This is a genomic window from Mycobacterium europaeum (genome assembly GCF_002102155.1).
GTDB classification, from domain to species: domain Bacteria; phylum Actinomycetota; class Actinomycetes; order Mycobacteriales; family Mycobacteriaceae; genus Mycobacterium; species Mycobacterium europaeum.
In genome coordinates this window covers 23,018-44,001 of sequence record NZ_LQOU01000035.1, presented here as the reverse complement: position 1 = coordinate 44,001, position 20,984 = coordinate 23,018, and the positions used below count along the sequence as shown (strand labels likewise).

At 69.2% G+C, this 20,984-nt stretch carries 20 protein-coding genes; 8 read left to right on the top strand and 12 right to left on the bottom strand.

The window, feature by feature from the left end:
- Positions 1-61: 61 nt before the first annotated feature.
- Together AWC03_RS16800 and AWC03_RS16795 are read right to left on the bottom strand one after the other, a co-directional pair.
- Complete coding sequence (locus AWC03_RS16800) at positions 62-1,252, bottom strand: AAA family ATPase (protein ID WP_085241859.1); 1,191 nt, start codon at positions 1,250-1,252, stop codon at positions 62-64.
- A 30-nt stretch (positions 1,253-1,282) separates the two neighbouring features.
- Positions 1,283-2,875 carry a Na+/H+ antiporter gene (locus tag AWC03_RS16795; protein ID WP_085241858.1) on the bottom strand — a complete coding sequence of 531 codons (1,593 nt, stop codon included), beginning with the start codon at positions 2,873-2,875 and terminating at the stop codon, positions 1,283-1,285.
- Positions 2,876-3,117: 242 nt separating this feature from the next.
- Here AWC03_RS16795 and AWC03_RS16790 point away from each other — a divergent pair, with 242 nt between their 5' ends.
- Entirely contained in the window at positions 3,118-3,570 is a 453-nt protein-coding gene (locus tag AWC03_RS16790; protein ID WP_085241857.1) for a protease inhibitor I42 family protein, read from the top strand.
- Here AWC03_RS16790 and AWC03_RS16785 read toward each other — a convergent pair.
- Positions 3,557-4,045, bottom strand: a complete 489-nt coding sequence (locus tag AWC03_RS16785; protein ID WP_085241856.1) for a DUF1707 domain-containing protein — start codon at positions 4,043-4,045, stop codon at positions 3,557-3,559. The two genes, AWC03_RS16790 and AWC03_RS16785, sit on opposite strands and share 14 nt — an antisense overlap.
- A 62-nt stretch (positions 4,046-4,107) precedes the next feature.
- Between AWC03_RS16785 and AWC03_RS16780 the strand changes: the two genes are divergently transcribed.
- Entirely contained in the window at positions 4,108-4,731 is a 624-nt protein-coding gene (locus AWC03_RS16780) for a TetR/AcrR family transcriptional regulator (protein ID WP_085241855.1), read from the top strand.
- Here AWC03_RS16780 and AWC03_RS16775 read toward each other — a convergent pair.
- Genes AWC03_RS16775 through AWC03_RS16765 form a run of 3 tightly spaced genes read right to left on the bottom strand, consistent with a single transcriptional unit; the run spans position 4,728 to position 8,073 of the window.
- Positions 4,728-6,002, bottom strand: a complete 1,275-nt coding sequence (locus AWC03_RS16775; RefSeq protein ID WP_085241854.1) for an alpha/beta hydrolase — start codon at positions 6,000-6,002, stop codon at positions 4,728-4,730. The two genes, AWC03_RS16780 and AWC03_RS16775, sit on opposite strands and share 4 nt — an antisense overlap.
- Positions 6,003-6,051: 49 nt before the next feature.
- Positions 6,052-7,206 carry a PPE family protein gene (locus tag AWC03_RS16770; RefSeq protein ID WP_085241853.1) on the bottom strand — a complete coding sequence of 385 codons (1,155 nt, stop codon included), beginning with the start codon at positions 7,204-7,206 and terminating at the stop codon, positions 6,052-6,054.
- A gap of 30 nt (positions 7,207-7,236) precedes the next feature.
- Positions 7,237-8,073 (bottom strand): PPE family protein, SVP subgroup, encoded by an 837-nt coding sequence (locus AWC03_RS16765; protein WP_085241852.1) that lies wholly within the window; start codon positions 8,071-8,073, stop codon positions 7,237-7,239.
- A 152-nt stretch (positions 8,074-8,225) separates the two neighbouring features.
- Between AWC03_RS16765 and AWC03_RS16760 the strand changes: the two genes are divergently transcribed.
- A complete protein-coding gene (locus AWC03_RS16760) occupies positions 8,226-8,891 on the top strand; it encodes an esterase (protein ID WP_085241951.1) in 666 nt (221 codons plus the stop codon).
- A 2-nt stretch (positions 8,892-8,893) separates the two neighbouring features.
- Here the strand turns inward: AWC03_RS16760 and fdxA are convergent, their stop codons facing one another.
- Complete coding sequence (gene fdxA / locus AWC03_RS16755; RefSeq protein WP_085241851.1) at positions 8,894-9,220, bottom strand: ferredoxin; 327 nt, start codon at positions 9,218-9,220, stop codon at positions 8,894-8,896.
- 32 nt (positions 9,221-9,252) lie between these two features.
- Positions 9,253-10,614: an FAD-dependent oxidoreductase gene (locus tag AWC03_RS16750; RefSeq protein ID WP_085241950.1), complete on the bottom strand. Its 1,362-nt coding sequence runs from the start codon at positions 10,612-10,614 to the stop codon at positions 9,253-9,255.
- A gap of 102 nt (positions 10,615-10,716) precedes the next feature.
- On the opposite strand from AWC03_RS16750, the gene AWC03_RS16745 reads away from it, so the two are divergent.
- A complete protein-coding gene (locus tag AWC03_RS16745; RefSeq protein WP_085241850.1) occupies positions 10,717-11,661 on the top strand; it encodes a LysR family transcriptional regulator in 945 nt (314 codons plus the stop codon).
- Here AWC03_RS16745 and AWC03_RS16740 read toward each other — a convergent pair.
- From AWC03_RS16740 to AWC03_RS16730, 3 genes are read right to left on the bottom strand one after another with little or no spacing between them, the layout of a single operon-like run.
- Positions 11,658-12,374 carry a sirohydrochlorin chelatase gene (locus AWC03_RS16740; protein WP_085241849.1) on the bottom strand — a complete coding sequence of 239 codons (717 nt, stop codon included), beginning with the start codon at positions 12,372-12,374 and terminating at the stop codon, positions 11,658-11,660. The two genes, AWC03_RS16745 and AWC03_RS16740, sit on opposite strands and share 4 nt — an antisense overlap.
- A complete protein-coding gene (locus AWC03_RS16735) occupies positions 12,371-13,114 on the bottom strand; it encodes a phosphoadenylyl-sulfate reductase (RefSeq protein WP_085241848.1) in 744 nt (247 codons plus the stop codon). The genes AWC03_RS16740 and AWC03_RS16735 overlap by 4 nt, the downstream gene beginning before the upstream one ends.
- 55 nt (positions 13,115-13,169) lie before the next feature.
- Positions 13,170-14,837 carry a nitrite/sulfite reductase gene (locus tag AWC03_RS16730; protein WP_085241847.1) on the bottom strand — a complete coding sequence of 556 codons (1,668 nt, stop codon included), beginning with the start codon at positions 14,835-14,837 and terminating at the stop codon, positions 13,170-13,172.
- Positions 14,838-15,322: 485 nt separating this feature from the next.
- Between AWC03_RS16730 and trxB the strand changes: the two genes are divergently transcribed.
- From trxB to AWC03_RS16715, 3 genes are all read left to right on the top strand, one after another.
- Positions 15,323-16,324: a thioredoxin-disulfide reductase gene (trxB, locus tag AWC03_RS16725; protein WP_085241846.1), complete on the top strand. Its 1,002-nt coding sequence runs from the start codon at positions 15,323-15,325 to the stop codon at positions 16,322-16,324.
- Between the two features lie 22 nt (positions 16,325-16,346).
- Positions 16,347-16,991 carry a TIGR03085 family metal-binding protein gene (locus AWC03_RS16720; protein ID WP_085241845.1) on the top strand — a complete coding sequence of 215 codons (645 nt, stop codon included), beginning with the start codon at positions 16,347-16,349 and terminating at the stop codon, positions 16,989-16,991.
- A 140-nt stretch (positions 16,992-17,131) separates the two neighbouring features.
- Positions 17,132-17,947, top strand: a complete 816-nt coding sequence (locus AWC03_RS16715) for a 1-acyl-sn-glycerol-3-phosphate acyltransferase (protein WP_085241949.1) — start codon at positions 17,132-17,134, stop codon at positions 17,945-17,947.
- Here the strand turns inward: AWC03_RS16715 and AWC03_RS16710 are convergent.
- Positions 17,944-19,314 carry an FAD-binding oxidoreductase gene (locus AWC03_RS16710; RefSeq protein ID WP_420845678.1) on the bottom strand — a complete coding sequence of 457 codons (1,371 nt, stop codon included), beginning with the start codon at positions 19,312-19,314 and terminating at the stop codon, positions 17,944-17,946. The two genes, AWC03_RS16715 and AWC03_RS16710, sit on opposite strands and share 4 nt — an antisense overlap.
- Before the next feature lie 141 nt (positions 19,315-19,455).
- On the opposite strand from AWC03_RS16710, the gene AWC03_RS16705 reads away from it, so the two are divergent.
- The gene (locus AWC03_RS16705; RefSeq protein ID WP_085241843.1) at positions 19,456-20,880 is read left to right on the top strand and encodes a CehA/McbA family metallohydrolase; all 1,425 of its coding nucleotides are present in this window, start codon (positions 19,456-19,458) and stop codon (positions 20,878-20,880) included.
- Positions 20,881-20,984 lie beyond the last annotated feature (104 nt).

The window sequence follows — 20,984 nt, the reverse complement described above, 5'->3', positions numbered from 1 at the left end:
GGCAATATTACCTACTGGGCAATATTTTAGTGTGCGGTCCGTGCGCACAACGGCGTCCGCGTTACCGTTTGCCCCAGTCCCACGGCGGCGTGGTCAGCAGGCCCTGGCCGGCGACGCGCGTTTCGCCCCACTCCTTGTGCAGCTCGATCTCGACGGCCCGGTCGCAGGTTTCGCCCTCGGCCACCGGCATGGTGTCGAGGAATTCGAGCAGTGCACGGGAGTGGGTGACCACCACGACCTGTGTCCGCGCGGCGGCGGTGCGGATCAGCCCGGCGAGTGGACGCACCAACTCCGGATGCAGCGACGTCTCCGGTTCGTTGAGCACCATCAGCGACGGCGCCTGCGGACTCGACAACGCGGCGGCCCACAGCAGGAATCGCAGTGTGCCGTCGGACAATTCGGCCGAGCGCAGCGGCCGCAGCATGCCGGGCTGCCGCAGCTGCAGGTCGAACAACCCGTCGTTCACGGCGACCGACACCGTGGCGCCGTCGAAGGCGTCCGCGACCGCGCGGCTCACATCGTCGAAGCCCGCCTCGATGCTCGTCTGGATCGCGGCGGCCACGTCGCTGCCGTCGTCGGAGAGCACCGGTGTGCGCGTGCCCACCTGCGGGTAACGCGCGGGCGCCCCCGCATCCACCCGGAAGCCGTCGTAAAACCGCCACCCGCGCAGCCGCTCCCGCACGGCGGCGAGCTCGGGAAGCGCGTGCGGGTGCGCGTACTCGGCCAGCACGCTGCGATACAACGGCAGCGACCGCGACAGCTCGTCGAATCCGCGGCCGGTGTCGGCGCTGACCTCGACCAGGCTCGCGGCGCGGCGCACCAACGTCGTGCCGGTGCGCAACACCGGCCCGGCGAACAACGCCTCGCGTTTGATCTCGGGGTCGCGGGCGAAGGCCGAGACCGCTCGGCCCGCTGACACCGGGATGCCCAGGTCGACGAGGTAACCGAAATCGTCTGCGGCAAAACCTAATTCGAGGGACACCGGCCGAGTGCGCACCGTGCCCTGGGCCTTGCCGGTCCGGCGGGCGCCCGTCAGCTCCTCGGGTCCGGCCCACAGCGCGGACTGCAGACCGCCCTCGCGCGCCAGCGACGCGATCACCTCGCCGCGGCCGCAGTCGGCCAGCAGCCGCAACGCGCGGTACAGCGACGACTTCCCGGCACCGTTGGCGCCGGTGACCACCGAGAGCCGGCCCAGCGGCAGGATCACCTCGCGCAGCGAGCGATATCCGCGGATCGCCACCGTCTGCAACATGGAGCCGACTGTACGGTCGAGGGCCGACGGCTATTCGTTGTCGGCGGCGTTGAGCAGTTGCACTTCCTCGAGGTCCATCTCGTTCTGCAGCTCGCGCAGGACGATGTCGTCGATGAGGTTCTGGTTGCGCAGCGCGGTGATCTCGCGTCGCTTGCTGTCCAGGACGCCCAGCCGCACCCGGCGCACCAGCTCCTTCTTCTTGACGAGGTGGTTGTCCGTCGACCCGTTCTCGGTGGCGACGGCCACCGCGGCCTTCTCCTCGTACTCCTTCTGCAGCCGGCGCCGCAGGTCGTCGCCGATGCCGACCTCGTCGGCGACGGCCGGCAACGCGTCGAGGGCGGCCCGCATGCCCCGCGTGCGGGCCAACTGCAGTTCCTCGGCGTGGGCGACGTCCTCGGGCATCTTCGCCCAGCGCACCACGGCGGGCAACGTGCTGCCCTGGACCAGGACGGTGGTCAGGATCACGACGACCACGATGAAGATGAGCAGGCTGCGGTCGGGGAACGGCGCGCCGCTGAGCGTGGTGGCCGGGACGGCCAGCGCCGCGGCCAGCGACACCGCCCCGCGGAATCCGGCCCAGGCGGTGACGAAGCGTTGCCGCCAGCTGACCCGACGTTCGCGTTGCGCGTCTCGGCGGTCGATCAGCCGGATCAAGACCACGGTGAGCTCGCCCCAGAAGATGCGCGAGACGATCACCACGCCGGTGACGGCGAGCGCGATGAACAGCGCGCGGCGAATGCCGCCGTCCACCCCGGCGATGCCGTGCAGGGCCCCGGGGATCTGCACACCGACGAACACCCACAACGAGCCGTTGAGCAGGAAGGTGATGCTGTCCCAGAACGAGTAGGACTGCAGGCGGGATCGCGCGCGGATCACCACCGGCCCGGCGTAGGCGAGCACCAACGCCGCGACCATCACCGCCACCACCCCGCTGCAGTCCATGCTCTGGGCCAGTAGGAACGCCGCGAACGGCGTCAGCAGGCTCAACGCCATTTCCTCTTGCGGGGCGTCGATCCTCTTGCGCACCAGCGTGACCGCTCCGCCGACCAGGAGTCCGGCGGCGATGCCGCCCAAATACGAGCCGACGAAACGGCCCACCAGGTCGGCCGGGGTGATCGCCGATCCGCCGATCGCGACGTGGACCGTGACGGCGAACAGCACCAGCGCGGTGCCGTCGTTGATCAAACTCTCGGCCTTGAGCACGGTGACCGACCGGCGCGGCAACTTCTTCGCCAAGCCGGCCACGGCGGCGGCGTCGGTGGGGGAGAGCACGGCGCCCAGCACGGCCGCCGTGTGTGAGTCCATGCCCAGCGCCCGCGCCGTCCACGACACCGCCACGGCCGTGGCGATCACCAGCCCGACACTGAGGAAGACGATGATGCGCGCGTTCGCCCGGATCTCGCGGAAGCTGGTGTTCAGGCCCTCCCAGTAGAGAATGCCCGGCAGGAACAGCAGCAGCACGATCTCGCCGTTGATGTGGACGTGACCGAAGTGGGGGATCAGACCCAGCAGGGTGCCGAGCACGATGAGCAGCACCGGCGGGCCCACCCGGTAGCGCCGGCCGACGACCGTCCCGACGATGACGGTGGAGACGAGCGCGACGATCAGGACGAGGCCAAACACCAGCCCATCCTGCCGGACCGGCGCGGGTCGCGCCGAGCAGGGCGTCCGCGGAGCGCCGTCACTCGAGTCACTTCAGCCCCGTCGGCGGGGTGGTGTGTGCCTCTCGAAAGTGATAGCGCCCGCGATATCAAGTTTGCGAGTCACGTCATGGTTGAAGGATCCGCGCCCACGCGACGCCGCGGGCGAGGTGGCTGGCACCCGTCGCTTCCCGCCGCGGCACGCCCCTCGGGCGTCAGGACATAATGGGCTCGATGACTGTCGGGAAGATCAGGCTCTTGGTGACCGTCGCGATGCTCGTTTGGCCGCTGTTGGCGGGCTGCCACTTCGCGTCCAGGAACCCGCCGTCGACCAAGACGCTGCAGGTGCCCATGACCGACGTCCTCACCCAAGACGTGATCACGCAGAGCATCACCCTGGCCGTCGGCAACACGCTGGTCGTGAAGCTGGGGTCGAACTACACCACCCCGTACCGGTGGGCGCCGGAGACGAAGATCGGCGACCCGACGATCATCCAGCAAACCAGCCATCAGTTCGTGCCACCGAGCTCCGACGCATTGGGGGCGCCCGGCACCGAGGTGTGGACGTTCACGGCGTTGAAGCCGGGGACGACCACGATCGGCACGTCCTACACCAGTTTCGTCGCCAAGGATCCCAAACCGGCGTGCACCTATACGGCCACCGTCACGGTGCAGTAAGCCCCTCCGGCAAACGGGTGCGCCCCACGGGACGGCACGGGTTTGCCCATCCCGCAACGCCTTTCGCGGCGGGGCGGACGCCCAGCGCGTGGCTGAGCAGGCCGATTCCGGCTCCCAGGATGGGCCAGACCGGCCAGAAGTACGCGGCACCGGTGGTGGCGGCGACGGCCGCCCACACGGCGAGCACGATGACGGTCATCGCCAGGTAGGCGGCCAGGTGAAGGCGCACGCCGCGCCGGGCGGCCTCGACGCGGGCGGCGCGCCGGCGCGGGTCCGCGCGCCGGATCCGCTCGAGCGGCAGGTCGGCGAGGAGCCGGTCGAGCTCACCGGTGGTGTGCGCGCCGAACACCACCTGCAACCGTTGCTCGTACTCGTCCAGTGGCAGGTAACCCTGCGCGAATGCCTGGCCCAGGCGGTCGGCCGCCACCTCCCGGTCGCGGTCGCCGGCGCGGGGGGCCATGAGTTGCTGGTCCATTTCGTCCCCTTCCGAAGATGTGAATGGCTTTAACATACCTCGGTAATGTTAATATCGTCAACATGGCGGCCGCACGGAAAGCCCCGGGGGGAGCGAAGCGTCGGGACAGCTACCACCACGGCGACCTGAAACGCGCCCTGACCAGCGCCGCCCTGTCGCTGGTGGCCGAAAAGGGGCCGAAAGGTTTCACCCTCACCGAGGCGGCGCGGCGGGCGGGGGTCAGCGCCGCCGCCCCGTACCGGCACTTCGCCGACAAGGCCGCGCTACTGGCGACGGTGGCCGAACAGGGCTTCCGCGAGCTGCACGCCGCGCTGAACGCGGCCGCCGAAGCGGCGCCCGGCCCACGGGACCGGGTGGCCGAACTCGGCCGCGCGTATGTGCGCTGGGCCGTCGCCCACCCGGATCACTACCGGGTGATGTTCGGTGCCGAGCTCTCCAAGGCCGACCATCCCGACCTCGCGACCGCCGGAGAGCAGGCGTTCGGTGACCTGCTCGGCGCGATCGCGGCGTGCCAGCAGACGGGCATCGTCGGCGGTGAAGACCCGCGCGAACTCGCCGCGCCGCTGTGGTCGCTGGTGCACGGTGTCGCGTCGCTGGCGATCGACGGCGACCTGCGTGCGGTCGGCATCGAGCAGGACCCGGACGCCATCGTCGCCGGCGTGGTGGCCCAAATGCTCAGCGGCTAGGCCACATTGGCCTGCCGGCGGGCCGCGTAGACCTCGGCCAGGAACTGCTCGACGGCGACCGCGGTGTGGGCCGCGCGCGCCGAACCGAAGATGTCGAACGCGTGCTGGGTGTAGGGCAATTCGGCGTACACGACGGGCTGGGTGCTGACCTGTCGCAGCCGCTCGACGAAACCGCGCGCCTGCTCCACGGGCACCAACGAGTCATTGCGGCCGTGCAGGACGAAGAACGGGGGAGCGTCGGGCGAGACGTGGTTGACCGGCGACGCGCTGATAAACGGCTGCATGTTGGTCGACGGGCGTTCCTTGACAACGGATTTGACGAGCAGCGCCGGCATCATCGGGTGCATCGCGTCGCTGAACCGGGTGAAGTCGTAGACGCCGTAGAACGGCACGGCCGCCTGCACCCGGGTGTCGGCGTCCTCGAAGCCGGGCTGGAACTCCGGATCGTTGGGTGTGAGTGCGGCCAGCGACGAGAGGTGGCCGCCGGCCGAACCGCCCGTGATGGCGATGAATTCGGGATCGCCGCCGTATTCGGCGATGTGCGCCTTGACCCAGGCCAGCGCGCGCTTGACGTCGACGATGTGCGCGGGCCAGGTGTTGCGGGGGCTGTGCCGGTAGTTGATCGCGACGCAGACCCAGCCCAGCTCGGCGAGGTGGCTCATCAGCGGATGCGCTTGTCCGCGTTTGTTTCCCGTCGTCCAGGCCCCGCCCGGGATCTGGAAGAGTACCGGCGCCTTGCCGGTCGGGTCCAGATCCGGGCGGCGCCAGATGTCCAGGTGGTTGGCGCTGCCGAATTCGCCGTAGCTGATGTTGGAGTCGTGGGCATAGTCGCGGTAGATGCGCATCATCCGCAGCAGCCCCGGCGCCTTCGCGGTGCCGCTGCCGGCCGGCCGGCGCCACAGATCCCGCGATTCGGTGAGCCGGGAGGCGCCCAACCCGTTGTCCAGGGCCTCGGTCAGCGGCACGTTGGCCCGGTGACCGGCGCGGCTGAAGTTCAGCAGCCCCAGCGCCGAGACGCCCGCCACCGCCCAGGCCGCGATCCGCACCGGCCGCGTCAGGCGGCGGGCCGTCAAGGCCAGACCGCCGAGCTGGCTGACCAGGGTCTGCAGCGGCAACTCGGTGACGACCAGCCCGAACATCCAGGAGAAGAGCGAAAGGTATCCACTGCGCGCCAACGGCCGGTACGCGTTGAGCGTGGAGAGGGCGGTCACCGCGGTGACCGCGAGCGACCCGATCTGCCGGCTGACGTGGATGACTCGAGCTGTCCGCATGGGCTCACCTTATTAAAAGGCCCCGCGGGGTCGAGCACGAGCAGTTGTCTCAGGCGAACACCGTCTTGGGCATCACCGTGGGCTTGACCCCGTACCGCGGCGTATTGAAGCCGAGACCCCGTCCGGCCGTGGCCAGTGCCGGCATCCCGGCCGGCACCGCCGTCACCGGCGGCGTCTCCTCCGGCGTCACCGCCCAACCGGAGCCGGCTGACGCCGAAGCGGCCGGATCCAGCGCCGGGGTGGCCGCCGACCAGCCCGCCGGCACCGACAGGCGACCCACCGTGGATGCCTGGCCCACGCCGGCCAGTACGGGCGCCTGGGCCATTCCGGTCGATCCGCCCGGGGCCACCGACCCCGCCAGCGTGGGCCCGACGTAGGGCCCGGCGGATTCGAGCATGACCGACGGGGCGCCGTTCATGGTGTGTGACAACAACGTCGCGTTGGGGATGGTGTTCATGGTCCACCATGCCGCGGTATTGATCGCACCGTTGATGGTGTTCTGCACGATCGGGATCTGGAAGAGGGGTGTGGCGGCGGGAGGGTCGGCCCCGAGGCTCGGGGCGGCGAATCCCGCCACCGTGTTCTGGAACGTGCTGACCGTCTGCATGAGCCCGGCCTGCGTATTGGTGGCGGCGCCGGCGCCGGACACCACCGCGGCCTGACGGGCGATTCCCCCGGGGCTGGTCGTCGGTGTCGGCGAGGTCAGCGGGTTCAGCTTTCCGGCGGCCGCCGACGAGGCCGCATAGCCGTACATGGCCGCGGCGTCCTGGGCCCACATCGCCGAGTACTGCGCCTCGGTGGCCATGATCGCCGGCGTGTTCTGGCCCAGCACGTTGCCGGCGACCAGCGCCGCCAACTGGGCTCTGTTGGCCTCGATCACCGGAGGCGGAACCGTCATGGCGAAGGCTGCCTCATAGGCGGCCGCGGACGCCATGGCCTGGGCGCCGGCGTGCTGAACGGCCGCCGCGGTGGTATTCAGCCACGTCACGAAGGGCTGGACGGCGGTTTCCGCCGATGCCGCCGCCGGACCCACCCACTGCTCGCCCGTCAGCTCCGAGATCACCGACTCGTATCCCGCCGCGATGGTGCTCAGCTCGGCGGACAACGTGTTCCACGCGGCCGCTGCGGCCATCATCGGGCCGGCGCCGGCTCCGGCGTACATGCGTGCCGAGTTGACTTCTGGGGGAAGTGCTCCGAAATCCATTGTCCTGCTCTCCTTTTCGCTCGAAAGTTTCTAGAGGCCGGCCGGGCGCCGCATCACCGTGGGCTTGACGCCGTAGCGGGGCGCGCCCAGGCCACCGGACTTCCCGGCGGTGGCCACCGCGGGCATACCGGCCGGCACGCCGGTCACGGTCGGGCCCTGGGGCGCGGGAGTCGTCCAGCCGGTCAACGTTGGGGCCGGGGGAGGCGCGGCCGGCGCACCGGCCCCCGCCGCCCAGCTGGGGGGCACCGATAGGCGGCCGACCAAGGCCGCCTGCCCGGGACCCGACACCATCGGGACCCCGACGGGTGCCGCCGCGCCCGCCAGTGTCGTCCCGGGCGAGGTGGACGACGCCAAGGCGGTCGCTGCCGACGGGGCCGCCGCGACCGGGCCCGCCGCGTCGGGTCGGACGAGCAGGCCGCCGCCCGCCACGCCCAGCAGGTCGGACGTCGCCGAGCCGAAGTTGCCGGCCCCGATGTCGCCGATGTTGAGCAGGCCGCTGCCGGGCGGCGGGTCGGCCGCGGCCGCCGGGCTTGCCGTACTCCCGATCGCCGGGGCGGCCGCGAACGGCGACGCGGTCGCCGCGGAGTTGGTGGCCTCGGTGGTTCGATACGAGCCGGCGCTGGTGTCCAGGGTTTTGACGAACTGCTGGTGGATGCCTGCGGCTTGATCGCTGACCGACTGGTAGAGGGTGCCGTATGCGTCGAAGATCGCCGCTTGCAGGGCTGATATCTCATCGGCGGCCGCGGGCGCCAGGCCGGTGGTCGGGCCCGCGGCGGCGGCGTTTTCCGCCGCCATCTCGGCGCCGAGCGTTTCCAGCTTGGCGGCCGCGTAGGTCAAGGCGTCCGGATTGGTAATCACAAAGGACATCGGTGTCTCCTCATAATTTGTTGCGGGGATAGTTGAGTGCCCCCACTTTTGGCAGGTAAAAACCTGCGAATTCGACCGAGTCCTACGATTTGGGCTAAAGCGGCGCGAGTCAATCAGGCTCGCCAGAAGGCAGCGAGAAGATGGCTACCAAGATGCGCTTACTGTGGCGAACGGCCGCGGCCGTCTGCGCTTGGGTGAATTGTTCGATCGCCCCGATCGCCGGCGCGCAATCGGCGTGCGCCGCCCTCGGTGGAACCGTCGACGAAAACCAGGTCTGCCACGGCCACATCGCCACGGCCCACTACACGCTCGACCTGAGCTTCCCGGTCAGCTATCCCGACCAGCAGGCCATGACCGACTACCTCATCCACACCCGGGACACCTGGGCCGACGACGCCCGGACGTACCCCCCGCACGATCGGCCGCCCTACCTGCTGGCCATCACCGGAACGGCGTATCGATCGACCACGCCCGGCTCGAATACCCAAAGCGTGGTGCTGGACATGAACCAGGACATGGGTGCGCACCCCGTGACGTCTTTCAAGGCGTTCAACTACGACCTCGGCAAGGGCGCCCCGATCACCTTCGACACGTTGTTCAAGCCGGGCAGCAAACCGCTGGACGTCCTCAACCCGATCGTGACGCGCCAATTAGGCCCGCTGCCGTTCGGCGATCCCGGCGTCGACGCGTATCAGAATTTCGCGATCACCAATGACGCCGTCATTTTCTTCTTCGGCCAGGGGCAGGTGCTGCCGGCGGTCGACGGGCCGCAGCAAGTTTCGGTACCCCGTACCGAACTCGCTGCTGTGATGACGTAGTCCTACGTCGCCTCGGCCCGGCTGGGGAGCTCCTTGACGGCGGCGGGGTCGTTTTCGGTCATCCCGACCTTCGACGCGCCACCGGGCGAGCCGAGCTCGGCGAAGAAGTCGGCGTTGATCTGCGTGTACTGGCTGTATTCAGCCGGCAGATCGTCTTCGTAGTAGATGGACTCGACGGGGCACACCGGCTCGCAGGCGCCGCAGTCGACGCACTCGTCGGGGTGGATGTAGAGCATCCGCGCGCCCTCGTAGATGCAGTCGACGGGGCATTCCTCGATGCACGCCTTGTCCTTGATGTCGACGCAGGGTTCGCCGATCACGTACGCCATGGATGTTGTCCTTCCCTATCAGCTATCGGAGATTAACCGTGCCCGATTCGCAGCAGCTCGGCGAGGCTGGCCACTTTGGCGCGCGGGCGCCCATGCGGCTCGCCGGCCTCACGCTCGAAGCGGTCGATGGCCCGCCAGTGGGCCGCGGTGACCAGCTGCGGCTGGCGCGAGGTGAGCCACTCGGCGAGCTCGTCGCCGTAGTCGCCCGGGCGGTCCGCCGATCCGGCGGCCAGGTCGCCCAGCACCGTGTCGACGGTGTCCTGTGAGCACTTCTTGTTGGTGCCGATGACGCCGGACGGGCCGCGTTTGATCCAGCCGGCCACGTATTCGTTGCGGCTGCCTTCGATCCTGCCGTCGGTGTGGGGGATCGTCCCGGTCTTCTCGTCGAACGCCACACCCGGTATGGCCACGCCGCGGTAGCCGACCGCGCGCACCACCAGCTGCGCGGGCAGTTCCTCGCGCTCGCCGGTGTCTTTGGCGACCAGCCGCCCGCCGGCGTCGGTCACCAGCTCGTTGCGCCCGAGGACGATGCTCTCCACCCGCTCGGCACCTTTGATCTCGATGGGGGAGGTGAAGAACCGCAACACGATTCGGCGGTGCCCGGGCCGGGGCGCGCGGGTGGCGTACTCGCGCAGCACCTTGATGTTGTTCTTGGTGACCTTGCCGGCGGCGGCCGCGGCCTCGTCGGTGACGCCCTCCAGATCGGCGGGTTCGACCACCACGTCGACACCGTCGAGCTCGCCGAGCTCACGCAATTCCAGCGTGGTGAAGGCGCTTTGCAGTGGACCGCGCCGCCCGAGCAGCACCACTTCCTCAACCCCGCGGGGCCGCAACGACTCCAGCGCGTGGTCGGCGATGTCGGTGAGCGCCAGCACCTCGGGGTCGGTGACCAGCATGCGGGCCACGTCGACGGCCACGTTGCCGTTGCCGACCACGACGGCGCGGGCACCCGACAGGTCGGGCGCCATCTGCTCGAAGTGCGGGTGCGCGTTGTACCAGCCGACGAAGTCGACCGCGGCCACGCTGCCGGGCAGGTCTTCGCCGGGGATGTTGAGGGCGCGGTCGGACTGGGCGCCGACGGCGTAGATCACCGCGTCGTAGCGCTCGGCGAGTTCACCGGCCGACACGTGCTCGCCCACCTTGATGTTGCCGAAGAAGCGGAAGCGGGGGTCTTCGGCGGTTTTCTCGAACTGTTGGCTGACCGACTTGATCTTCGGGTGATCAGGCGCCACGCCCGACCGCACCAGCCCCCAAGGGGTGGGCAGCATTTCGAGCATGTCGACGGCGATGCCGAACTCGGAGGCGTCGGCGGCCTTGAGCAGTGACGCGGCCGCGAAGAACCCCGAAGGGCCGGAACCCACGATCGCGACGTGGTAAGGGGCTGTGCGGGTCATGGTTCCCATGGTGCTCGCCCGGCTGAAGCGCGAGTAGAGGTTCCGGTGTTGTGGAGTCACAAGCTATGGTTGTGTCAAGCCGACAGATTGTGACCGACCCCCATGCCGCTCAGCCCCCGCATGCCCGAACTTGCCTCGTTCGAGGTGTTTTTGGCGATCGCCGAGACGGGCAGCCTCGGGCGCGCCGCCCGCGAGCTCGGAATCACCCAGCAGGCCGTGTCCCGGCGGCTCGCGTCGATGGAGGCGCAGGTCGGCGTCACGCTGGCCGTGCGGACAACGCGGGGTTCGGAATTGACGCCCGCGGGGCTGATCGTGGCGGAGTGGGCCGCGCGCTTGCTCGAGGTCGCCAACGAGATCGACGCGGGGTTGGGCGGGCTGCGCAAGGAGGGCCGCGAACGCATCAGGGTGGCTGCCAGCCAGACGATTTCCGAACAGCTGATGCCGCCTTGGCTGCTGTCTCTGCAGACCGAGGCGGCCCGGCGCGGGACGGCAGCGCCGCACGTCATCCTGACCGCCACCAACAGCGAGCAGGCCATCGCCTTCGTTCGCGACGGCACCGTCGATCTGGGGTTTGTCGAAAACCCCGGCCAGCCGAAGGGATTGGGCAGCTGCGTGGTGGGGCAGGACGAGTTGGTGATCGTGGTGCCGCCGGGGCACAAGTGGGCTCGGCGCTCGCGGGTGGTGACCGCCCGCGAACTGGCCGAAACACGGTTGGTGGCGCGCGAACCCCATTCGGGCATCCGCGATTCGCTGACCGTGGCGCTGCGTCAGGTGCTGGGCGAGGACATGCAGCAGGCGCCGCCCGTGATGGAGCTGACGTCGGCGGCGGCGATGCGCGCCGCCGTGCTCGCCGGTGCGGGACCGGCGGCGATGAGCCGGCTGGCGGTCGCCGACGACCTGGCGGTCGGCCGGCTGCAGGCGGTCAGCATCCGGGACTTGGACCTGAGGCGCAAGTTTCATGCCATCTGGGTCGGCGGCCGCACGCCGCCCGCGGGAGCGATCCGGGACATGCTGAGCCACATCAGCAGTCGCGTATCGAAGCCCTAAGCGGCGACGTGGTCGGCCCGCGCCTGGTCGAAGCGGTCCAGCACGGTCTCGGCCACCAGGGGATGCGCGCCCAGCGGCGCCGCCATCGGAATCCCGTTGTCCCGCGCGTAGGTTGACACGCCGTCGGTGATGAGCCCGGGGGCCAGGAACCACGGCGCGATGACCAACCGGCTTGCGCCACGGCGGCGCAACCGGCGCGCGGCGTCGGCCACCGACGCCTCGGGCCGGGTGGCGAAGGCCATCGCGGTTGCGGCCCAACGGGTCCCGGTGGACAGCCGGGCGGCGACCTTGGCGGTGCGCGCGTTGGCGGCGGTGTTCGATGACCCGATCGCGACCACCATCACCCCGACTTCCTCGTCGTGCGGGGACACCCCGACCTCAGCGAGGCGTTCACGCAGGACCGTCAGGAGCCGGTCGTCTTCGCCCAGAACGTCGGCCTGCCGGACGCCGTAGGCGCCGGCCCGCGCGATCTGCTCGGGAAGATCGCGGCGCGCGTGGTAGGCGCTGGCCAGCAGCAGCGGGGTGACCACGGCGGCACGTTTGTCGGGCAGTCCGGAGAGGACGTCGACGAAGTTCGGTGCGCTGAGCTCCAGGAACGCCAGCCGCACGTCGAGGTCGGGTCGCATGCCGCGCAGCCGCTCGGCCACCGCCCGGGCGTTGGCGCCCGAGCGCGGATCGCGGCTGCCGTGCGCGGTCAGGACGAGTGTGCTCATGAGCTGTGCAACCCGCATTCGGTCTTGTTGCGGCCCGCCCAGCGGCCGCTGCGCGGGTCCTCGCCGGGGGCCGGCTTCCGGGTGCAGGGGGCGCAGCCGATGGACGGATAGCCCTCCTCCACGAGCGGGTTGACCAGCACGCCGTTCTGCTGGATGTACTCTTCGACGTCCTCGTCGGTCCAGGCCACGATGGGGTTGACCTTCACCAGCCCGAACGACTCGTCGTAGCCGACCACCGGCGCGTTGGCGCGGGTGGGCGATTCCACCCGGCGCAGCCCGGTGACCCACGCCGCGTAGCCGCTCAGCGCCCGGCGCAGCGGGACGACCTTGCGCAGCCGGCAGCATTCGTTGGGGTCACGGGCGAACAGGTCCTTGCCCATCAACTCGTCCTGCTCGGCCACGGTGTGGTCCGGGGTGACGTTCAGCAGGTGGATGTCGTAGACCGACTCGACGGCGTCGCGCGTGCCCAGCGTTTCGGCGAAGTGGTAGCCGGTGTCCAGGAAGATGACGGGCACCCCCGGCCGCACATCCGCGGCCAGGGACACCGTCAGCGCTTCCTGCATGTTGCACGCCACGACCCACTTGCAGGTCGCCCAGTCACGCGGGCCGTCGGGGCCGCCGAAGTGCTTGTCGGCCCAGCGCAGGATGTCTTTGGCGTCCGCGCCTTCCAGCTCGGCCGCCCCGCGCTCGGCCAACTCACGCAGCTCTTCCTCGGTGAAGTTGGTCACCACTTCGCTCATCTCGTTCGTCCTCGGTTCGTAACGTCAGCGCTCGGTGTGGCGGTGTTGGTGGGGGCTAGCGCAAGTCGGCCTCGTCGGCGCGCAGCGCCCAGTTGGCGAAACGCTCTCCGCTCTCCCGTTGTTCCAGGAACTTGCGTGTCACCCGGTCGATGTAGTCGCCGAGCTCGGCGCTGGTGACCTTGTGCTGACGCAGCTTTCGTCCGAAGCCGCTCTCCTCGCCGAGGCCGCCGCCGAGGTGGACCTGGAAGCCCTCCACCGACGTGCCGTCGCCGTTGTCGATCCACTGGCCCTTGAACCCGATGTCGGCCACCTGAATTCGGGCGCAGGAGTTCGGGCAGCCGTTGAGGTGCACGCTGATCGGCACGTCGAGCTTGTCGTTGACGTCGGCCAGTCGTTCTTCCAGTTCGGGCACCAAAGTCTGTGCGCGGACGCGGGTTTCGGCGAACGACAGCTTGCAGAACTCGATGCCGGTGCAGCCCATCGTGCTCTTGCGCCAATTCGACGGGTTCGACGGCAGGCCCAGCTTGTCCAATTCGGCGACCAGGAAGTCGACCTGGTCGTCGGGCACGTCGAGGATGATCAGCTTCTGGAAGGGGCTGAACCGGGCCCGGTCGGAGCCGACCTTCTCCATCAGGTCGGCCACCGCCTGCAGGGTGGTGCCCGAGACGCGGCCGGCGATCGCGGCGACGCCGACGGCGTTCTTGCCGTTCTTGATCTTCTGCACGCCGACGTGGTCGATCGGGTGCTTGGCCGGGTCGGGGGCCGGGCCGTCGATCATCTTGCGGCCGAGGTACTCGGTCTCCATGACCTCGCGGAACTTCTCCACGCCCCAGTCCTTGACCAGGAACTTGATCCGGGCCTTGGCGCGCAGCCGCCGGTAGCCGTAGTCGCGGAACACCTTGGTGACCGCTTCCCACACGTCGGGCACCTCGTCGAGCGGCACCCACACGCCGACCCGCTGGGCCATCATCGGGTTGGTCGACAGGCCGCCACCCACCCACAGGTCCATGCCCGGCCCGTGCTCGGGGTGGTTGACGCCGACGAACGCGACGTCGTGGGTCTCGTGGGAGACGTCCTGCAGGCCCGAGATCGCGGTCTTGTACTTGCGCGGGAGGTTGGCGTAGTCGGGGTTGTTCATGAACCGCCGGATGATCTCGTCGATCGCGGGGGAGGGGTCGAGCACCTCGTCGACCGAGTCGCCGGCCAGCGGGCTGCCGTGGATGCCGCGGGGGCAGTCGCCGCAGGCCTCGATGCTGGTCAGGCCGACGGTGTCCAGCCGGCGCCACACCTCGGGGATGTCCTCGATCTTGAGCCAGTGGAACTGGACGTTCTCCCGGTCGCCGATGTCGGCGGTGTCGCGGGCGAACTCCGAGGAGACCTGGCCCAGGACGCGCATCGTCTGCGCCGACATCGGCTTGCCGTCGGAGCGCACGCGCATCATGAAGTACTTCGCTTCGAGCTTGTCGATGTTCTCGTCGCCGGTCCAGCTGCCGTCGTAGCCCTCCTCGCGCTGGGTGTACAGGCCCATCCACTTGAACCGCATACGCAGATCGGACTTTTCGATGCTCTCGAAGCCTTCTTTGGCGTATTTGTTGATGATTCGGTCGCGCACGTTCAGCGGCCCGTCATCGTGCTTGACCTGCTCGGTGTCGTTGAGCGGTTCGCGATTGCCCAGCGCCCACTGGCCCTCGTTGCGAGTCTTGGCGGGAGGTGCTGTGGTCATGTGATGTTCTCCTTCGCGAACAATGCTGGCCTGCTGTGCCGGCCGGGGCTGTGGCGGCTGAGGCTCGACGTCGGGGGCCGGGCGGTTCCGGGCTGGTTGCCGGGCCCTGGCGTCGACGGTGACGTTTATGGTTCCCGTGGGTACGCCGTCGGACCCACGGGCCACTACTTCATGGTGCATTTCCCCCGGCGACAGTAGTAGAGGTGCAGAGGTTGTGAGCACACAACCTCTGGTTGTGTGCTCCGCTTCACTTTAAATGCCTTACCCGCCATCGTGATTCCCGCTTTTGCAAGATTGGTAATCCTGGGTTGTCTGGCAAACATAGTCCGACTGGGCGGTCTGAACGACAGTGTGCTGCAAGGGATCTCATGGGCCAGCGTCCTAGAATCCATGCGTCATAAGGCCGATCGTGTCGACGGTCACATAAAACGGCCGGCGATCACCAGTAGGGTGGGCCCCTGTCGACACTGGCTGAAAGGTTCCTCATGACTACCTCCGATGTCCGCGACGTCATCGTCATTGGTTCGGGTCCCGCGGGGTACACCGCGGCGTTGTATGCCGCGCGGGCGCAGTTGGCGCCGGTGGTGTTCGAGGGGACGTCCTTTGGTGGAGCGTTGATGACCACGACCGAGGTGGAGAACTTCCCCGGTTTCCGCGAGGGCATCACGGGCCCGGAGTTGATGGATCAGATGCGCGAGCAGGCGTTGCGGTTCGGGGCCGACCTGCGGATGGAAGACGTCGAGTCGGTGTCGCTGGACGGGCCGGTGAAGTCGGTGACGACGGCCGAGGGCGAGACGGTGCGCGGCCGGTCGGTGATCTTGGCCATGGGCGCGGCGGCCCGCTACCTGGGGGTGCCGGGTGAGCAGGAGCTGCTGGGCCGCGGGGTCAGCTCGTGTGCGACCTGTGACGGGTTCTTCTTCCGGGACCAGGACATCGCGGTCATCGGCGGTGGGGATTCGGCGATGGAGGAAGCCACCTTCCTGACCCGGTTCGCCCGCAGCGTCACCCTGGTGCACCGCCGCGACGAATTCCGCGCCTCGCGGATCATGCTCGAACGGGCGCGGGCCGACGAGAAGATCACGATCCTGACGAACACGGCCGTGGTGGCCGTGGAGGGTGCCGACACCGTCACCGGGTTGCGGGTGCGCGACACGGTCACCGGGGAGGAATCCACGCTGCCGGTCACGGGGGTGTTCGTGGCGATCGGGCACGACCCGCGCTCGGAGTTGGTGCGCGGTGTCGTGGACACCGACCCCGACGGCTACGTCCTGGTGCAGGGCCGCACCACGGCCACCTCGATCGAGGGCGTGTTCGCCGCGGGCGATCTGGTGGACCGCACCTACCGCCAGGCCATCACGGCTGCGGGCAGCGGGTGCTCGGCGGCCATCGACGCCGAACGCTGGCTGGCCGAACACGAAGCCTCCAGCGCCGCCGCACAAGGCGACGCCACCGAGATTCCCGGAAGCGATACCGATTCCGCCGCTTAGGCTTTGGGCTTACCCTTGAGCGATGTCCCGCGCGGTGCTGGACACCCGGGAGCGCCTTGGCTTGTGCTCCCTGTTCGACGAGCTGGGGCCCGCCGCGCCCACCCTGCTCGGTGACTGGGCGGCGCATGATCTCGCCGCCCATCTCGTGCTGCGCGAACACGATCTCGTGGCCGGCCCGTGCCTGGTGCTGCCGGGCCGCTTTCAACGGTTCGCCGAGCGGCGCCGGGCCGCGCTGGCGGAGCGCACGGACTTCGCGTCGCTCGTCACGACGATCCGCTCCGGCCCGCCCATCGGGTTCTTCCGCATCGGCTGGGTGCGCGCGCTGGCGAACCTCAACGAGTTCTTCGTTCATCACGAGGACCTGCGCCGGGCGAATGGGCTGGGTCCACGCGCTCTGACGCCCGAGTTAGACGCCGCGTTGTGGCGCAACGTGCGGCGCGGCGGGCGCTATCTGAGTCGGCGGCTCAGGGGTTGCGGTCTCGCGGTCGAGTGGGCCGGCGCCGGCGAGTGCGCGCCGGTGCGGCCGGGTTCGCCGGTGGCGGTGCTCAGCGGGCCACCGGGTGAGCTGCTGCTGTACCTGTTCGGCCGCGTCGGCGTCGCGGACGTCGCCGTGAGCGGACCGCCCGACGCCGTCGCGGCGGTGCGTCGCGCACACTTCGGGATGTGAGTCCGCCGGCCTCTTGGGTCACAGGGGCCACATCGGCTAATCCTTCCAAATCGCCGGGAGAAACCCGGGCGGCGAAACTGTGTTCGCTCCACAGCGGCGGGCGTAGCATCAGCTCACGCTCAACGGTGAGCGAGGACGACATGACCCACACCCACACCAACTCGACCGACGTCGACAGATGGGACCGCGGTCTTACCGAGCACGTCATCGCGCTGACCCGCCCGATCGTCAAGCACTATTTCCGCTCCGAGGTGCGGGGCCTGGACAACATCCCGGACGGGCCGTCGCTGGTGGTGGGGAACCATTCCGGCGGCCTGATGACGTTCGATCTCTCGGTGTTCGCCGTCGGCTACTACGACAGGTTCGGCTACGACCGCCCGCTCTACGCGCTGGGGTTCGACACCATCTTCGCCGGGCCCGCCGGTGACTTCTTCCGGCGCACCGGCGTGATCCGGGCGACACGCGAGAACGCCGCCAAGGCGCTGGCCGCCGGGGCCGTCGTTCTGGTCTTTCCGGGCGGCGATTTCGACGTCTACCGCTCAACCCTGCAGGAGAACACCATCGACTTCGACGGCCGAACCGGTTACATCACCACGGCCCTGGAGGCGAATGTGCCGATCGTTCCCGCGGTCTCCGTGGGCGGGCAGGAAAGCCAGTTCTTCTTGACGCGCGGCCGGTGGCTGTCGCGGATGCTTCGGCTCGACAAGCTGGAGCGCAAGCTACTGCGAACGGACCTGGTGCCGATGACGTTCGGGTTTCCCTTCGGGTTCAGTATCCTCGCCCCCGTGAACGTGCCGCTGCCCACCAAGATCGTCACCGAGGTGTTGCCGCCGATCAATCTCGCCGAATTCGGCGAAAGTCCTGATATCAAAAGGCTTGACGCGCATGTGCGCTTGAAGATGCAGAAGGCACTGAAAGCTCTTGCCGCCCAACGCCGTTACCCGATTATCGGTTAAGTCGCCGCAAAGACCACGTCGGGATTGAGGATGCCCGCCGGGTCGAAGCTCTGCTTGATGCGGCGCATGAGGTCGACCTTGACCGGGTCTTCCAGCTCGAGAAAGTACGGGGTCTTCGCGCGGCCCAGCCCGTGCTCGCCGGAGATCGCGCCGCCCAATTCCATTGCCAGCGCGAAGATGTCGGTCATCAGCTGCTTGCGGGTGTCGGGGTCCTTGCAGAAGATGGCCAGGTGCACGTTGCCGTCGCCGGCGTGTCCGCAGCCCGCCGAGGCGCCACCGGCGGCCGCGGCCAGACCGCGCGCGGCGGACAGGAACTTCGGCATCGCGGAGCGGGGCACCACGGTGTCGATGATGTCGTCGGCGCCGATCGCCTTCGCCGTCCAGAACGCCTTCTCGCGCGCCTCGATCAGCTTGCGCGCCGAACCCCCTTCCAGCACATAGGCGTCCACGGCGCCCAGCTCGGCCAGCAGTTCGCCGGCCTTCTCGACGTCCTCGTCCAGCCGGTCCGCGGTCCGGTTTTCCAGTGCCACAACCAGATAGGCGTCGCAGCTGTCGCGGACGCTGTCCGGAATGCCCAACTCCAGGTTCTGGGTGTGGACCAGCGCGGCCATCGTCACGTTGTCGATGTACTCCAGGATGTAGGGCGCCAGGCCGCTGCCCACGACCTTGGGCACCGCGGCCATGACCTGGTCGAAGTCGGCGAACGGGGCGAGCACGGAGGCGGTGTGGTCCAGCCGCGGGTGCAGCTTGACGATCACCTCGGTGGCCAGGGCCAGGGTGCCCTCGGAGCCGACGATCAGCTGGGTCAGGTCGTAGCCGGTGGAGATCTTGGCGATCTTGCCGCCGGTGCGGATGAGTTCGCCGGTCGGCAGCGCCGCCTGCAGCCCGAGCACGTTCTGGCGGGCGATGCCGTACTTGACCGCGTTCATGCCGCCGGCGTTGGTGCCGACGTTGCCGCCGACGCTGGACGACAGCTCGCCCGGGTGGACCATGTAGCGCAGGCCGGTGTCGGCGGTGGCGGCGTCCAGCTCGGTGAGCGTCACCCCGGGCTGCACGACGGCGACCTGGTTGGTGGTGTCGACCTCCAGGACGGCGTTCATGCGCTCGAAGGAGATCAGCAGCCCGTCGGCCCGGGGGATCGCCGCGCCGGACAGGCCGGTTCCCGATCCGCGGGCCGTCACCGGGATCTTGTTGTCCGAGGCGGCTTTCAGCAACTGCGAAACCGCCTCGGCGGTGGCCGGTTTGGCGACGTAGGCCGGCCGTTGCGGCGGCTTGGTCAACACCTCGTCGTGCCAGTAGTCCTCGGGGATGGCGTCGCCGGTCAGCAGGTTGTGCTGGCCGACGATCTCGGCGAACCGCGCTTTCATCTCGCTCACAGTGATTCACTGTATGCCGCCGCGGCACCACACGAACATGACAGTGGCCCGACGCACGGTGTTCGTGTCGATGTAACGGGTCGTCACTCCTTGGTGCCGAATGCTGGTGGTGTACCGATAGGAAGGACTGCCATGAGTGTCGCGATGGTCGCCCCCGGTGCCATCACCCAGCAGCGCGAGGGCGCAACGATCCACATAGCGTTTTCAGGGCGATTCGGGTTTGGAATCGACCAGTGGGCGTACCTGCCATTCGAGGTGCCGGCGGGAGTCCACCGAATCCGCGTCAACACCGCGCATGACGGCTTCGCGGTGGGCGGGCCGATCCGAAACGTGTTGGATCTAGGGGTCTTTGGACCAGCCGGCCACGACGTGGGCAATGCGGCCGGGTTCCGGGGGTGGTCAGGGGGAGCCCGCGACGGCTTCGTGATCTCCGGCACGCACGCGACGCCGGGCTATCTTGCCGGCCCGATCGAGCCGGGTCGATGGGCGGTGGCGCTCGGGCCGGTGGTCCTGAGCCCGTGGGGGATGGCATGGGACGCGCGCGTCGTCCTCGAGCGTGGGCGGCCCGCCCCGGCAGGTGACACCGTCCTTGCCGGTCCGGCGCCGTCGGCCCGCGGTGCCGGGTGGTACCGGGGGGATCTGCATCTGCACACCGTTCACTCCGACGGCCAGCGCCATCCCGGTGAGCTGGTCGAGGCCGCGCACTCGGGCGGGCTGGACTTCATCGTGTCCACCGACCACAACACGAACTCCGCGAACCGGGTGTGGCCCGCATGCCGCACCGGTGGTCTGTTGGTGATTCCCGGCGAGGAGGTCACCACCAGGCATGGGCACTGGCTCGCGGTCGGCCTGCCGCCGCACGCCTGGGTCGACTGGCGATACGCGCCGCGTGACCGGGTGTTCGGGCGTTTCGCCGCCGACGTGCGCGACGCCGGCGGCCTGGTGGTCGCCGCCCATCCTGCCGCGCCGGTGCCCGGGTCGTTGTGGGAGTTCGGTTTTGGCGAGGTGGACGCACTCGAGGTATGGAACGGCCGGTGGAACCTCGACGATGAAGCTTCGCTTCGCATTTGGCAGCGGCTGCTGTCCGCGGGCCGGCGCGTCGCGGCGGTCGCCGGCAGTGACTCCCACACCCACGAGCAGCCGGTGGGTTCACCGCAGACCGTCGTGCATGCGCGTGAGTTGTCGGTGCCCGCGATCATCGAGGGGCTGCGCCGCGGCCGCTCGTACATCGCCCGATCACGCGCCTTCACTGTGGAGTTCACCGCGTCCAGCCCGGACGCCGCCGACGTCGCCGGTCCCGGCCAGACACTGGAGGTTTCGCGCGAGACCCCGGTCACCGTCACGGCAATGGTCACGGGAGCCGCCGGCGCAACTGCCACCCTGATCACCGCGGCCGGTTGTGTGGGGCGCGCGAGGGTCGGCGGCCCGGCTCGGACCATGCTGCGGTGGGAACTCGACGCCGAGTCCGCGCGCTTCGCGCGGCTGGAGCTGCGCGACGCACAACGGCGTCCGCTCGGCGCGATGGTCGCGTTCACCAACCCGATCTGGCTGGCATGAGCCGCGCGCGGCCGCGCTGCTGACCGGCCGGCATCTGCGGCCTCTGGTGCCGGTGCCCGCGCACGCGTGAGCCGGCCCACGTTAGGCCGGCGGCGGATTGGGGA

Coding starts and splice junctions, on each gene's coding strand:
- AWC03_RS16765 (WP_085241852.1), bottom strand. CDS start 8,073: ATGTCCTTTGTGATTACCAATCCGGACGCCTTGACCTACGCGGCCGCC.
- AWC03_RS16760 (WP_085241951.1), top strand. CDS start 8,226: ATGCGCTTACTGTGGCGAACGGCCGCGGCCGTCTGCGCTTGGGTGAAT.
- AWC03_RS16790 (WP_085241857.1), top strand. CDS start 3,118: ATGGGCTCGATGACTGTCGGGAAGATCAGGCTCTTGGTGACCGTCGCG.
- AWC03_RS16720 (WP_085241845.1), top strand. CDS start 16,347: ATGTCCCGCGCGGTGCTGGACACCCGGGAGCGCCTTGGCTTGTGCTCC.
- AWC03_RS16710 (WP_420845678.1), bottom strand. CDS start 19,314: ATGAAAGCGCGGTTCGCCGAGATCGTCGGCCAGCACAACCTGCTGACC.
- AWC03_RS16740 (WP_085241849.1), bottom strand. CDS start 12,374: ATGAGCACACTCGTCCTGACCGCGCACGGCAGCCGCGATCCGCGCTCG.
- trxB (WP_085241846.1), top strand. CDS start 15,323: ATGACTACCTCCGATGTCCGCGACGTCATCGTCATTGGTTCGGGTCCC.
- fdxA (WP_085241851.1), bottom strand. CDS start 9,220: ATGGCGTACGTGATCGGCGAACCCTGCGTCGACATCAAGGACAAGGCG.
- AWC03_RS16715 (WP_085241949.1), top strand. CDS start 17,132: ATGACCCACACCCACACCAACTCGACCGACGTCGACAGATGGGACCGC.
- AWC03_RS16730 (WP_085241847.1), bottom strand. CDS start 14,837: ATGACCACAGCACCTCCCGCCAAGACTCGCAACGAGGGCCAGTGGGCG.
- AWC03_RS16785 (WP_085241856.1), bottom strand. CDS start 4,045: ATGGACCAGCAACTCATGGCCCCCCGCGCCGGCGACCGCGACCGGGAG.
- AWC03_RS16780 (WP_085241855.1), top strand. CDS start 4,108: ATGGCGGCCGCACGGAAAGCCCCGGGGGGAGCGAAGCGTCGGGACAGC.
- AWC03_RS16745 (WP_085241850.1), top strand. CDS start 10,717: ATGCCGCTCAGCCCCCGCATGCCCGAACTTGCCTCGTTCGAGGTGTTT.
- AWC03_RS16770 (WP_085241853.1), bottom strand. CDS start 7,206: ATGGATTTCGGAGCACTTCCCCCAGAAGTCAACTCGGCACGCATGTAC.
- AWC03_RS16735 (WP_085241848.1), bottom strand. CDS start 13,114: ATGAGCGAAGTGGTGACCAACTTCACCGAGGAAGAGCTGCGTGAGTTG.
- AWC03_RS16705 (WP_085241843.1), top strand. CDS start 19,456: ATGAGTGTCGCGATGGTCGCCCCCGGTGCCATCACCCAGCAGCGCGAG.
- AWC03_RS16775 (WP_085241854.1), bottom strand. CDS start 6,002: ATGCGGACAGCTCGAGTCATCCACGTCAGCCGGCAGATCGGGTCGCTC.
- AWC03_RS16750 (WP_085241950.1), bottom strand. CDS start 10,614: ATGACCCGCACAGCCCCTTACCACGTCGCGATCGTGGGTTCCGGCCCT.
- AWC03_RS16800 (WP_085241859.1), bottom strand. CDS start 1,252: ATGTTGCAGACGGTGGCGATCCGCGGATATCGCTCGCTGCGCGAGGTG.